General features: G+C 40.6%; 13 protein-coding genes. 3 read left to right on the forward strand and 10 right to left on the reverse strand.

The features are described 5' to 3' along the window. The first annotated feature begins 206 nt into the window (after positions 1–206). Positions 207–1,817, forward strand: coding sequence for an L-aspartate oxidase (gene nadB / locus Q4591_RS00365; RefSeq protein WP_303458808.1), 1,611 nt, complete (start codon positions 207–209; stop codon positions 1,815–1,817). A gap of 11 nt (positions 1,818–1,828) precedes the next feature. Here the strand turns inward: nadB and Q4591_RS00370 are convergent, their stop codons facing one another. The 9 genes from Q4591_RS00370 to rppH form a co-directional block, all read right to left on the reverse strand. Then, positions 1,829–2,260 carry a protein YgfX gene (locus Q4591_RS00370; RefSeq protein WP_102475608.1) on the reverse strand — a complete coding sequence of 144 codons (432 nt, stop codon included), beginning with the start codon at positions 2,258–2,260 and terminating at the stop codon, positions 1,829–1,831. A 51-nt stretch (positions 2,261–2,311) separates the two neighbouring features. After that, entirely contained in the window at positions 2,312–2,560 is a 249-nt protein-coding gene (locus Q4591_RS00375; RefSeq protein ID WP_102439242.1) for a succinate dehydrogenase assembly factor 2, read from the reverse strand. 30 nt (positions 2,561–2,590) lie between these two features. Further along, positions 2,591–3,523 (reverse strand): transcriptional activator NhaR, encoded by a 933-nt coding sequence (gene nhaR / locus Q4591_RS00380; RefSeq protein ID WP_076542538.1) that lies wholly within the window; start codon positions 3,521–3,523, stop codon positions 2,591–2,593. Positions 3,524–3,551: 28 nt separating this feature from the next. Next, complete coding sequence (locus tag Q4591_RS00385) at positions 3,552–3,938, reverse strand: hypothetical protein (protein WP_102439243.1); 387 nt, start codon at positions 3,936–3,938, stop codon at positions 3,552–3,554. A 14-nt stretch (positions 3,939–3,952) separates the two neighbouring features. Further along, positions 3,953–5,125, reverse strand: coding sequence for a Na+/H+ antiporter NhaA (gene nhaA, locus Q4591_RS00390; protein WP_102439244.1), 1,173 nt, complete (start codon positions 5,123–5,125; stop codon positions 3,953–3,955). Positions 5,126–5,626: 501 nt separating this feature from the next. Continuing rightward, positions 5,627–6,478 (reverse strand): thymidylate synthase, encoded by an 852-nt coding sequence (locus Q4591_RS00395; RefSeq protein ID WP_102439245.1) that lies wholly within the window; start codon positions 6,476–6,478, stop codon positions 5,627–5,629. 75 nt (positions 6,479–6,553) lie between these two features. Then, positions 6,554–7,357 carry a sulfite exporter TauE/SafE family protein gene (locus Q4591_RS00400; RefSeq protein WP_102439246.1) on the reverse strand — a complete coding sequence of 268 codons (804 nt, stop codon included), beginning with the start codon at positions 7,355–7,357 and terminating at the stop codon, positions 6,554–6,556. A 160-nt stretch (positions 7,358–7,517) separates the two neighbouring features. Further along, positions 7,518–9,752, reverse strand: coding sequence for a phosphoenolpyruvate--protein phosphotransferase (gene ptsP / locus Q4591_RS00405; protein ID WP_303458812.1), 2,235 nt, complete (start codon positions 9,750–9,752; stop codon positions 7,518–7,520). A 24-nt stretch (positions 9,753–9,776) separates the two neighbouring features. Then, positions 9,777–10,295, reverse strand: coding sequence for an RNA pyrophosphohydrolase (rppH, locus tag Q4591_RS00410; RefSeq protein ID WP_076542529.1), 519 nt, complete (start codon positions 10,293–10,295; stop codon positions 9,777–9,779). A gap of 733 nt (positions 10,296–11,028) precedes the next feature. Between rppH and mutH the strand changes: the two genes are divergently transcribed. Together mutH and Q4591_RS00420 are read left to right on the forward strand one after the other, a co-directional pair. Continuing rightward, positions 11,029–11,694 carry a DNA mismatch repair endonuclease MutH gene (gene mutH, locus Q4591_RS00415; RefSeq protein ID WP_102439285.1) on the forward strand — a complete coding sequence of 222 codons (666 nt, stop codon included), beginning with the start codon at positions 11,029–11,031 and terminating at the stop codon, positions 11,692–11,694. 121 nt (positions 11,695–11,815) lie between these two features. Further along, complete coding sequence (locus Q4591_RS00420; RefSeq protein WP_102439248.1) at positions 11,816–12,892, forward strand: adenylate/guanylate cyclase domain-containing protein; 1,077 nt, start codon at positions 11,816–11,818, stop codon at positions 12,890–12,892. Positions 12,893–12,931: 39 nt separating this feature from the next. On the opposite strand, the gene oxyR is transcribed toward Q4591_RS00420, so the two are convergent. Next, positions 12,932–13,837: a hydrogen peroxide-inducible genes transcriptional activator OxyR gene (gene oxyR, locus Q4591_RS00425; protein ID WP_102439249.1), complete on the reverse strand. Its 906-nt coding sequence runs from the start codon at positions 13,835–13,837 to the stop codon at positions 12,932–12,934. Positions 13,838–13,965: the final 128 nt, after the last annotated feature.

Here is a 13,965-nt window from a genome sequence, read left to right on the forward strand (position 1 = left end):
AATCTATAATACTGATTTCTCAGTCGCTCGAATCATATTCACATTAAAGTAGACTCGCATGCTTTGAAAAAGTTCGATATTGAATGAAAAAAAATTAATTTAATTAAAAAATTAGCGATTACCCCATCTAATAGTAATGTCTAAGTACCCAAAAAAGCGTAATTGATTTACCATTGAGGAACATATTAAGTACTCCATGATACCTTATGAAACAAGCAGTTGAACACCAGTCTGATATTTTGGTTATAGGTAGCGGTGCAGCAGGATTAACACTTGCCCTGCATCTAGCTGAAAAGTCTAAAGTTATTTTACTTTCTAAAGGCCCTTTGGCGGAAGGTTCGACTTATTATGCCCAAGGTGGAATCGCATCTGTATTCGATGAATCGGACACTATTGAATCACATGTTAACGACACGCTCATTGCTGGCGCAGGACTTTGTGACAAAGAAGTGGTGACTTACACGGCTGAAAATGCCAAAAAGTCGATGCAATGGTTAATTCAATGCGGTGTGGCATTTGATAAAGAAGAAACTGACGGCGATCAAAGCGCAGCACCTTATCATTTGACCCGTGAAGGTGGTCACAGCCATCGACGTATTTTGCACTCTGCCGATGCAACCGGTAAAGCAGTACAATCAACCTTGCAAGAACGCGCAATCGCGCACCCGAATATTAAAGTACTTGAGCGATATAACGCCATTGACCTAATCACCACTCGCAAATTAAACCGCCCCGGTAATCGTGTAGTGGGTGCTTATATTTGGAACCGCGATGCTGAGCACGTTGAAACGGTAACAGCCAAATTTGTTGCTATCGCGACAGGTGGCTGTTCAAAGGTATATCAATATACTTCTAATCCGGATATTGCTAGTGGTGACGGAATCGCCATGGCTTGGCGAGCGGGTTGCCGTATTGCCAACATGGAGTTTAATCAATTTCATCCAACTTGCTTGTATCATGCTGATGCTAGAAATTATCTGCTCACTGAAGCATTACGTGGTGAGGGCGCATATTTAAAACGACCTGATGGTAGCCGTTTTATGCCTGAATTTGATGAACGCGCGGAACTTGCTCCCCGTGATATTGTGGCAAGGGCAATCGATTATGAAATGAAGCGCTTGGGTGCTGATTGTCTGTATTTAGATATCAGCCATAAACCCGCTGAATTTGTCATCAAACATTTTCCCACGATTTACAGTCGCTGTTTAGAATTTGGTATTGATATCACCACCGATCCCATCCCTGTGGTGCCTGCAGCCCATTACACCTGCGGCGGCGTCATGACAGATTTGCATGGTCAAACTGATATCAATGGCCTATATGCCATTGGTGAAGTAGCCTACACCGGCTTACATGGTGCCAACCGACTGGCCAGTAACTCCTTATTAGAGTGCTTGGTTTTTGCTAGAGCTGCTGCTCAAGATATTGAAAGCTTGCTTGAAAAAGTGCCGACACCCGGGCCTGTGCCACTCTGGGATGAAAGTCAGGTTAGTAACTCAGATGAAGAAGTGGTCATTGCCCATAACTGGCATGAACTGCGTTTATTCATGTGGGATTATGTAGGAATTGTTAGAACCGATAAACGCTTGGAGCGCGCGCTACGCCGCTGCGCATTGTTACAACAAGAAATTCAAGAATATTATACTAACTTCAGAGTCAGTAACAATTTACTGGAATTGAGAAACTTGGTTCAAGTAGCTGAGTTAATCATTCGCTGCGCCATGGAAAGAAAAGAAAGTCGTGGCCTACACTATAATGCCGATTACCCAGAGCAAGTCGATAATCCAAAGCCAACTATTTTACAACCTGAACGATAGCGTTAAGATTATTAACGCTTTTGATATGCGATTAATTGACGACACAGGTTTCGGTAACTGCTGTCGTCAAGCATGTCGCTCCAGACAATTAATAACTGCCTTTTTCCCCGAGTTGCAACTCCCCGCTCATCTAAAACGTCAAGTTCAATAAACATCACTGCAGCAAATACAGTGACTATTGAACTGCGCCATAATTGAAATTCTTGCCCTTGGGATAACTTACCTTTACTTGCATCAAGTAAAGAAAATTGGCAACGCCAATGCCTTAACGCCAACAGATGAGCGACAAAAAAAGCCAGATACGAGATAAGAATAAAATAGAATGCCAGTTGATAAGCCCAGTGGCGATAATCTGGCCAAAGAATAAAGCTGCTTAAACACACACAGAGCAATACAATATGTGATAAAAATTGATTAAATGAAGCGCTTAAGCTGAAATGCATCAGTTAAGCACCTTCATCTTTTGCAGTAAGCTCATATCGCTATAAACTAGCTTATGGTTGAGGGCGACCACGAACCGTAACTATCATGTCAGCCATAGCAGCATCAGGGCAAACTTCATGCCCCATAAACCAAGCAAATAACTCAGGGTCTTCACAGGCTAATAAATCAATGAAGGTTTGCTTATCTTTATCAGCTAAAGCTTGGTAATGTTGCTCTACAAAAGGTTGAAAAAGAACATCTAACTCAAGCATCCCTCTTCGACAAGCCCAGCGCACTCTTGCTATATTCATTAATTCCAATGTACTTCTCCTAACATCTCTTCGGATACTTTATAGATGTTGCAAACTTCGATGCTCAACATCTTGAACTTGTGGATCAACACCAGCAAACAAATCATTAAAGTCTGTTTCTAACAAGCGTTGAACCGCAGGGTGTTGAATCATCCTCTCAGCAAACATGACATGATACTCTTCTTTAATATCAGTGGTTTCACCCAGTAATACCATGCCTTGGGAGAGTATATCATGACGATAAATAGAGGGAGCAACAAATATACCGCGCTTAAACAAACCAAATGCTTTCATCATAGCTGCATCATCAAACTCACCTAAAATACTCACATTAAGATTTTTTTCAGCAAACCAGCGATGTAACTGTTGCCCAAGGGAAGTACGCTTGCCTGGGATCAGTAATTTCTCTTGCTCAAGACATGCTGGAAAGTCAGCAGAGGGCTTTGATGAAGAGAAAAAGCTAATACCGCACTCGCCTAACTTTTTGGATAAGATTTCAGGGTATTTAAGTGATACGCCAGCACAATCAGATAAAATCATATCTAATTTATGTTCACGTAACCTTGCTATCAGGCTTTCATGGGTTGATTCATAACAGCTCAAATGCATTGAACCGTCACTTGGGATCACTGTCAGTAAAACGCGACTGGCTAAGGCTTTAGACAGGGCATCAGCAATACCCACTTCAAATAACACTGAGTCATCTTTTTGATAAGAGAGTAAATCGATCATTTCGTAGCTTAGACTAAACATCTTATCAGCATAACGAAATACGATTTCACCAAGTTCGGTGGATTCAAGGTTGCGGCCGACACGTTTAAATAGACTGCCATTGAGGCGTTCTTCTAAAGCGCGAATTTGACCTGTGATAGTTTGCGGGGCTAAACATAAAGCGACGGCAGCCTTGGCTACCGTCCCTTTCTTTCTAACCATCCAAAAATAATATAGATGGTTATAATTTAAATGTTGCATTCATATAAGCCAGCTAATGAAAGATGACTTATTTTAGTCTCTGACAGTTCAACAAGCTATCAATTAATATCGACAACTCATTTAGGTCATTGATGTTTTTATTGGCCGTTTGTTCTTGAATGGCCAAAACAATATCTGCCTTGTCAGGGACTCTTTCTGCACAAAAACTGCGGTTAGCCTCTTGATAGCGTTTACCTGCGCGGTATTTAAGCGCTCGAGACTCATAGCCACTATCAGCGTCTAATCGGCTAGCAGAAGCGTCGTCGTGGTACATCAATGCACCATCAACCACACCATCTAAGTAACTTTTACACTCGCTTGATTCAACATCCTTTTGACAAACATTGAATGACGTTGCTTGGGCAGGAACAACGGCCCCAATAGCAAAGGCTAACATTAGCAGTTTAAGTTTCATTTAATCACTCCAGCTTATTTTGCTTCAGTTTTAGGAAGCACCTTGTTTAACCAGAAATAACCCACTAATGCAGCTAGCATTGAACCGGTTAAAATACCTAATCTTGCAAAATCACCATATTGATCAGGTGCACCATCAAAGGCAAGCGACGAAATAAATACTGACATAGTGAAACCAATACCAGTCATCACTGCCACAGGGATAATTTGACTCCAGCCAATTCCTGGTGGTAATTCAGCTAATTTTAGTTTTACCGCAACATAACTAAACAGTAATACACCTACAGGCTTACCTAATAGTAGGCCTAAGATAATACCGATAGTTACTGGCTCAACTAACGAGGTTACGCTCATACCTGCAAGTGATAAGCCTGCATTGGCAAAGGCGAATACGGGTAGAATGAAGAAGGTGCTCCAAGGGTGTAGGCTATGCTCTAAATGCTCAGATGGTGATGAGCCGTCTTTAGCGCGCAATGGAATACAGAACGCAATAATCACACCTGCTAATGTGGCATGTACGCCAGATTTAAGCACTGCAACCCATAAGATCAGACCAAGTAAACCGTAAGGGATCAGTGAGCTGACACCTTTGCGGTTCAGAGCAACCATTAATACAATTGAAATAGCTGCAACAATCAAGCTTACCATCGATAAATCAGCACTGTAAAATAGTGCGATAATGACGATTACGCCCAAGTCATCGATAATGGCTAATGCAAGTAAAAAGACTTTCAATGCCACCGGAACACGGCTACCAAGTAGCGCCATGATACCGAGTGCAAAGGCAATATCAGTCGCAGCTGGAATTGCCCAGCCCACTTGAGTCACAGGATCTGAGTAGTTGAACGCTAAATAAAATAACGCTGGGAACAACATACCACCAATAGCAGCAAAGGTAGGTAATGATGCTTTTGAAACGCTTGAAAGCGCACCTTCTAGCAGTTCACGTTTAACTTCTAAACCAATTAGTAGGAAGAATAACGCCATAAGACCATCATTAATCCACAACAGTAATGGCTTATCTATATCCAGTGAACCGATACGTACTTGGACTTCTGTATCAAGAAAACCACTGTATAAACCCGCTAATGGCGAATTTGCCATTAACATCGCCAGCACTACAGAGATCATCAAAATGATACCCCCTGCAGATTCTTGACTTAAGAAATTCTTAATTGCACGTTCCATAATTTTCTCCACAAAAAACAATTAATTCGAGTCTAGCGGAATTATTCAAACAATCATAATCGTTAGTTTGGGTCTTATATGTCGGGATTTCCGAGGTATTAAACAAAATAACACGAACAAGATCACATTTAAGTGTATTAACGTGAGCCCAAATTGCCAACATATCGCTTTTTTAAGCTAATCAATTACCAACAAGCTTCTTGAAAAAAATATCAACTGCTGAATAAAAATACAATCAGCTAAATTAATTAATCTTTTATTTACAATACTCTGCAAAATTATTATCACAAGCATTATTAACTAACATTGTCTTTTTAGTCTTAAAAAGCAACTTAGCAATGAGGCTGTTTTGCATACACTGTCCCCATAAAATCATTAAAGGTTAGCTGTTATTTTCATTATCGGGTTTAAAAATCGTCGATACTTTACGCAGTAGAAGACAATGGCTTTGGTTTAGATGTAAACCAAAGCCATTGGGTGAAATGATGGCTGAAATGTGATTTATACGGAGAAGGGATACTTAATTGCTTCGTGATGTTGGTAACCAATCACTTCAAAGTCATCCATGGTGACCCAAGTTTCCAAGTCACGTAAACTTTTTATATCAGGATTAATATTCAACTGTGGCGATGGGAATGGATCACGGACAAGTTGCTCAGTTTTCATCAATTCAAGTTGATCTTCATAAATGTGCGCATTAATGATCTTGTGATAAGCCAGACCTGGCTTATTTCCAGTGATCTGCGCCATTAGTGCTAAAAAGGTGTACACCTGAATTTGATTAAAGTTAAGCCCCAAAGGCACATCACATGAACGCTGATAGCTTGTTAGGTAAAGGGTATCACCGAGAAGCGAAAAAGTATGAGTATGCATACAAGGTCTTAAGCAGCCCATGTCAAACTCACCAGGATTATAGAAAGTGATAATCTCACCACGATCGTCAACCCCTTTAGATAAGTTATCGACAATTTTAGCAAGCTGATCAACGCTTCCACCACAAGGTTTTTGCCAGCGTCTTCCTTGCACTCCGTATACTCGGCCCATATCATCCTCACCTTTGCGGTGTGGATTGTTTAACCAACTTTGGTTGTCATTGGCGTTCATATCCCAGGTTTTAGTGCCGATGGCGCGAAAATCTGCGGCATTATCGTAACCACGAATGTAGCCAATAAGCTCAGCAATTGCAGCCTTCCAGAAGCTTTTACGAGTCGTAATAATGGGAAATTGATTATTAGCAACATCGTATTGTAAATCTGCATTGATCACCGTTAAACAGCGCTTACCTGTACGTTTATTTTCAATCCAGTGGCCGTTTTCAACGATGTGGTTGCAGAGATCTAAATACTGACGCATTTTATTGTCCTATTATTAAAACGTTTATTATTTGCAGAATATTAATTATCAAAACTCGTGGCTAGTGTAATTTTTTTAAGCAGAAAGCGCGAGCTTTAAACCTATTACCATCAGCAAAACTGCGAATATCTTTTTCAGTATCGGCGTTGGCCAAATACTGGCGGCCTTTACCCCTAAAGGTGCAATAAGCATAGAGGTAATGATGATCCCCACTAATGCGGGAATATAAATATAACCGACTGTCCAAGTGGGTAAGTCAGTGGCATTTAATCCGGCAATAACATAGCCCGCAGTACCCGCTATCGCGATTAAAAAACCTGTTACCGACGCAAAGCCAACCGCTTGACGCATTTGTAAACCGCAATAGCACAAGAAAGGCACCAGCAGTACCCCGCCGCCAATGCCCATTAAGCCGGCAACAACAGCTATTAGCATTGAAACGATAAACATCAGCTTAAAACTTGGCACTTTCGCTACGGCTTTGGGTTTTAATGGAAATGCCATTTGTATTGCCATCACTGTGACAAATATCGAGAAAGCCTGCTGTAATACATTGGCTGCTATTTGTTCTGAGATAAAAGCCGATGCTAACGCACCAACCACAATACCCGGCAACATGGGCTTAAAAAGCTCCCAAGGGATATTACCGTGTCTATGATGGGCAATAGCAGAGCTAAACGAGGTCATAATAATTGAGGCTAACGAGGTGGCAATGGCTACATGGGTGAGCTGGCTGGACTCAATGCCTATCCAGGGCAGTAAATAAATCAGTGCCGGTACAATAATAAGCCCGCCACCTATGCCTAACAAACCAGCAAAAAATCCAACCACTGCGCCTAATAACAAGCAAAGTGAAAAAACTAACAATATATTGTCCAACGTACAGCCCTAACAATGAAAAATGTGTAAATTGACTTAGCCAAGTTGCTTTTATCAACTTGTTTAATTAACTAACTTTGCTTCAGTATTTTTATTTCAACTTGCTGATTTTAAATTGCTGATTTGAAATTACTGCAATAAGCGTCACGTTGGCCTGTCATTAGTCTAAAATCGACAGCAAATTACGCTGTTGCAAATATTGATTCAATAATTGCCTGACTTGCTCACCATTAGACAAGCTTAATACCTGGTCTAGTAATCGCTCAAGTTCAGCTTTGTTAATCCGTCTAAGTAGATAGTTTATCCGCGCAATACTGCCTTGGTTCATACTGAGTTTTTCGTAGCCCATAGCCACTAACAATAAGGCGCCCATGGGCTCGCCAGCAAGTTCACCGCAAATACTGGCATCAAGCTGAAAACGGTTACAGTCAGTAATAGTCCATTTTAGCGCCCTTAATACGCCAGGGTGAAAACTATCAAATAATGAACTGACACTGGGGTTATTTCTATCCACCGCAAGCAAATACTGGGTTAAGTCATTACTACCTACAGAAACAAAATCAACTCTTTTAGCCACATCTTCTAATTGGAAAAGCAAAGATGGGACTTCAAGCATTACCCCTATTTTAGGTTTGGGTATTTCTCTTGCGAGCTCTTCAGTCAGCTCTGAATATGCCTGTTCTAGGTAAAGTAATGTTCGATCGATTTCGTCTAAATTACTGACCATAGGCAACAATATCTGCAATTGTGAAGAGTCAGCATTGGCTGTCAACATCGCGCGTAATTGCATTAAAAACAGTTCTGGATGATCTAAAGATAAGCGGATGCCACGCCAGCCTAAAAAAGGATTATCTTCTGTGATAGGAAAATAAGGCAATGGTTTATCACCGCCCACATCAAGGGTGCGCATCACCACAGGTCTGTCTCGCGCTGCCGATAGCACTTGTTTATAAACTTGAACTTGCTCAAGTTCACTGGGAAAGCGTTGATGCAGCATAAAGGGAATTTCAGTGCGGTACAGTCCAATACCATCAGCGCCTTCTGCCATATCGGTGCTTAAACCACTTAATAAACCGGCATTCAAATAAAGCTGTATTCTTTGACCGTCTAAGGTTTCAGCGGGTAAGGATATTTCAGCAGAAAATTGTCGTTGCTGGGCTTTACTCTCAGAAATTAAGCAAAGATATTCATGAATAATGGCATCAGATGGCGAAATTAATAATTGGCCGCTATTGGCATTTAGCACTAACTTTTTATTGTCAACATCTGCAGATAAAACCTGATCAACACCAACAATTGCTGGCACACCCAAGGCTCTTGCCAATATTGCTGCGTGGGCATTTACCCCGCCAAGTTCTGTGACTATTCCTGCAAGTTTTCCTCGAGGAAACTCTGCTAATAATGTGGCATCAACCTCTTTCGCCACCAGTATGACCGGTTTATCAGGTGCGAGTTCTATTTTGTCTGGTTCGATTAATTGGCGTAAAACTTTTTGGCCTAATTCACGAATATCACTGGCCCGCTCTTTTAAATACGGGTCTTCCATCGCGAGAAACTGCTCAATATAGCGTTTAGACACCCGGCTAACGGCAGATTCGGCTTGCCAACCTAAATTCACTTCCCGTAGATACTCGCCACCAAGACTGGCTTCACCTAACAGTAATTGTAAAGCAGAAAAAATAGAGGCCACATCATCTACATTTTCACGATCAAAACGTTGGGATAAAGTGCTGATAATATCACTACAGCGTTGCATAGCAGCTTTTAGACGCTGAATTTCTGTTGCTAAGTCTGTGGCTTGTTCTTCGGGCTGATCGAGAGAGATAGCACCACCAAGCACAAAGCCATCAGCAATGGCGATACCTTTTGACGCTGAAGTACCTTTGAAGACGACTTGTTGTTGAACATTACTGATCGCAGCTTTGTTTTTCAAATTACGTACCACAACCGCTAGTTGGGCCGCCAAAGTCATCAAAAAGGCTTCTTCATTTTCACTAAACTGTCTCGGCTGCGGTTGCTGCACCACAATGACGCCGACAACCTGTTTTTGAAAGATTATAGGTACTGCCAGAAATGCGCGGTACTCTTCTTCTTCAACTTCAGGAAATAGTTTAAATCTGGGGTGTGATTTTGCATCGGCAAGGTTAACAGCTTCTTCTTTTTCTGCCGCTAAGCCCACTAAGCCTTCAGATAAAGGCATTTTGACACGATTGATGGAATTAGGTGCAAGGCCCTCTGTAGCAGAAAGCACCAATTGTTGCTGTTCAAGAATATAAATAGAACAGCAGTGCGTTTGCATTGCCAACTTGGTTTGGGAAACCAATAATGACAATGCCGTCTCTAAGCTATTAGCACTGGCGACAGACTGTGTAATATCCCTAAGCGTATTTAGCACTGCTTCACATCCTTTTTTGATCAGCTAATTTCTATAACGGCCTCTTTTTCGGCTAGGCTCGCGGCCTTGAAATGCCAATGTAATAGAGGAAAACTCCTTCATAACTTTACGGTAAACATCACGCTTAAAAGAAACGACTTGTCTGACTGGATACCAATAATTCACCCAACGCCAATCATCAAACTCTGGATGACCACAGGAATTCAAATTAATCGTGTCGTCACTGCCTTTCAGTTGTAATAGATACCACTTTTGTTTTTGACCAATACAAACTGGTTTACTTTCTTGCCTAATTAACCTCTTAGGCAAACGATATCTCAGCCATGAACGTGTTGACGTTAAAATTTGCACATTTTCAGGTTTAAGACCGACTTCTTCATACAATTCTCGGTACATGGCTTGTTCTGGGGTTTCACCATCATCTACACCGCCTTGAGGAAATTGCCATGAATGTTGTCCAAACCGTCTGGCCCACATTACTTGACCATATTTGTTACAGATAATAATGCCCACATTTGCGCGAAAGCCGTCGCTATCAATCACATGGACTCCAATTTCACTACAAATTAATGACTAGATTGTTTCATAAAGCTCGCCTACGGGCAAACGACTATTTCAATAGAACACTTGGATAAAATAAGCCCTTAGCAACTTTTATCAACAGATGATGACCTTAGTTATCATTATTATCCACAAAATCTGTGGATATCTCTGTTTGAAACTCTAAAATAACTCTAAACAGGCCAAATTACAGTGACAACCACTGTCGTTAACAAAACCAAATCAACAGTAAAAAAACAAACCAATACAACAACTTGACCTTTTGCAGCATTGTTAACTTATAATTAAACCACACAAGAGGTCACTTTTTAAACAGCAAAGGTAATTATTAATTGTGGCCATACAGGCGAAATAAGTTATACACAAAAAACAACATATTTATTTTATAAATATCAAAATAAAGCTATTTTTCACCATTGACTGTCAAAAAAATATCCGCTAAGCATAAACAAATTAAAGTTATTCATTCATTCTGTGGATAAGTGTGTGTGAAATAGTGGAGCAAAAGGAGTGTAACTTTATAAAATGGTCAAACAAACTCACCAACATTCATAAAAGTCGTTAATAAACAGAGCGATATATTACTGCAAAACCTTGGATAACTTTAACCTGCCAAGGCGCTCAAAAAACAACCAGTAGTTGTCATTTTAAAATAATCGATAAAACAGTACACTTTAATACACGCGAACTTTTAAAAGTAAGACATTGCTCCATGATGAATACCCCACCAAACTCAATCGATGAATTGATGCAAAGAGCCTATGACATGGCTGGTGTCAGTTTAGGTGACATAGCAAAAGAGCATGGCGTAAACGTGCCAGAAAACTTAAGAAGAGACAAAGGCTGGGTAGGACAACTGATTGAAATGGAGCTAGGGGCAACGGCAGGCTCAAAACCACAGCAAGACTTTCTTCATTTGGGGATTGAGTTAAAAACCATTCCAATTGATAAACAGGGTAAACCAATAGAAACAACCTATGTCACCGTTGCCCCACTGACCAATATTCAAGGGCTCACTTGGGAAGACAGTGTGGTTTATCATAAATTACAACACGTGCTGTGGATCCCCATTCAGGGTGAAAGAAGTATCCCTGTCGCTGAGCGAAAAATAGGCTCACCAGTATTATGGCAACCCAATCAACAACAATATGTCCAGTTAAAGCAAGACTGGGAAGAGATAATGGAATTAATCGCCATAGGAAAAGTAGAGCAAATCACCGCTCGTCATGGTGAAGTATTACAACTAAGACCAAAGGCAGCCAATAGCCAAGCATTAACTGAGTCAATTGCCGAAGACGGTCTGATTAAGCTCTCTAATCCCCGAGGTTTCTATTTAAAGATCAACTTTACCCACCAAATACTAACAAATGCATTTAGTTAGCGTTACAAACTGTAAATATAAAGGCTTTTTATTAAAACTATTGTAAATACCACTATGACAAGTATGGGAATTTTCTATAAACTAGCCTGTCTTAAAATATCAACGGACTCGATATAATCCTGTGAAAGTACGTCGTCAGACAAGAAAGCTATTATTTGCGATTTTAGCATGGTGTATTGCCATGAGCGCATTTGTCTTTTTCCGATATTCACAAACTCCTGATTTACCTCAATGGGCCATCGGAAAAATAGACTTAGCAACGCTAGCTATTTTTATGGGCTTCGTATTCGGCTGCCTGCATTGGATGTCTAACCTTATTGCCGATTTTAGCGCCATCAGCCGCCTGCCCTATATTTTTTCAGTCATATTTAAAGGCCTATTTTTACTACTCGGTGCCATGACGCTGGCTTATGTCACCCAATTTTTAAACATGTGGGCCATAGAAAACCATTTAGTATCACTAAGGCAAATGCTTACTGCGCATATTTTATACAGCCCAGCATTTCAGGCCTTAGTGATTTATCTCGCCGTGGTACGCGTCGGCTTAGCCTTTATTGAACAAATGGCGCTACTTGTAGGCCCAAGAGTGTTACTTAACATAGGTTTAGGTAAATACCACCAGCCACGTTATGAACACCGACTATTTTTATTTGTGGATATGGTGTCATCTACCGCTCATGCAGAAACATTAGGTGATTACCGTTTCAGTCGTCTAATCCAAGATAGTTTTAGCATGCTGGCAGATACAGTAACCAATAATGAAGCTGAAATTTACCGTTATATGGGTGATGCCGTATTAATTCATTGGCCGTTAGATGAAGGTGTTAAAGAAGATCGCTGTATGAATATCTATTATGAATTCAGCCAACAGTTAAACTGGCATCGCGCTTACTTTGAAGAACATTATGGTTTTGTACCCAAATTTAAAGCTGCTGCCCATTGTGGTCAGGTTGTCGCTGCCGTAGTTGGCGTTCATAAGCAAGAAATTAGCTACTTTAGCGATGTACTCAATACCCTCGCAAGGCTTCAAGATCAGTGTAACCCTTTAGGTCAGAGAATGTTGATCTCCGGTGAAGTCGCCCACCGTTTAGAACGTCAAACCAGCCAATACGATTTAACTGATTTAGGTGCAATGATGCTAAAAGGTAAAAAACACGAAATTGAAGTATTTGGTGTAGCTCCGAAAATAACCCCTTAATGAAACAACACCAAACAAGATAAACCGTTGCCAGCTTGATTACTGCTTTTGCAATAAGCCTTCTAGCATCAAGCCTAAGGTTCTAAAGGTTGAAATACGACTAGTGGTTTGTCGCCAAACCAATCCAATATCACGATATGGCGCTTCACCAGGCGGTGTCATAATCTGAAGTTCAGTGTCATTCAAAATACCAGCATCAATGGCCATTTGCGGTAAAAAGGTCGTTCCTAACTTACTATCCACCATTTGCACCAGAGTATGTAAACTCGTGGCGGCAAAGGGGTTAATCTTAGCACTATTGCCTAATTGGCAAGCCGTAATCGCATGGCCAGTAATACAATGCTCACTTTGCAGTAAGAAAATACTTTCATCGGGCATTTGTTGATAATCAATAGGCACATGGATCCCATTAGATAGTTCCTGATGAACCACCATTTTGAACGGGTCAATGCCCACTTTCATACTATGAAAACCTGTAGTATCCACAGGCAAAGCTAAAATAAGTAAATCCAGCTCACCTTTTCCCAGTGATGCTAACAAACTTTCTGTGGTGTCTTCCCTTAGCAATAAACTCAATTGGGGATAATCAGCTTGGCACTGTTTTACCACTCGACTCAATAAAAAAGGCGCTATGGTCGGAATACAACCTAAGCGGATTTCACCTGTCATTGGTTCACCTTGGTTTTTGACTAATTCGACAAGATCATCAACATCCGTCAATAATTTTCTCGCTCTATCAACCACCTCTTCACCAATGGCTGTGAACATAAATGATTTATGATCACGCTCGATAAGCTGATATCCCAATTGCTCTTCAAGGTTTTGAATCCCACTTGAAAGAGTCGACTGACTAACAAAGCAAGACTTTGCCGCTCGGTTAAAGTTTTGCTCTTGATGCAAATTCACTAAATAAAATAGATTTTTAAGGCTTGGCAGGTTTTTCATTTAATCGATTACCATAAGATGATGTCATTCAAATAATGAATTAACTAAACATAAATAACAATAAATTAAGCTGGATCTAGTCCGCATAATCAGCAAATTTAATGCTGTTACTTTTTTAAAGGCAAAAA

The sequence above is a fragment of the Shewanella sp. 3_MG-2023 genome (assembly GCF_030548765.1).
Classification (GTDB): Bacteria; Pseudomonadota; Gammaproteobacteria; order Enterobacterales; family Shewanellaceae; genus Shewanella.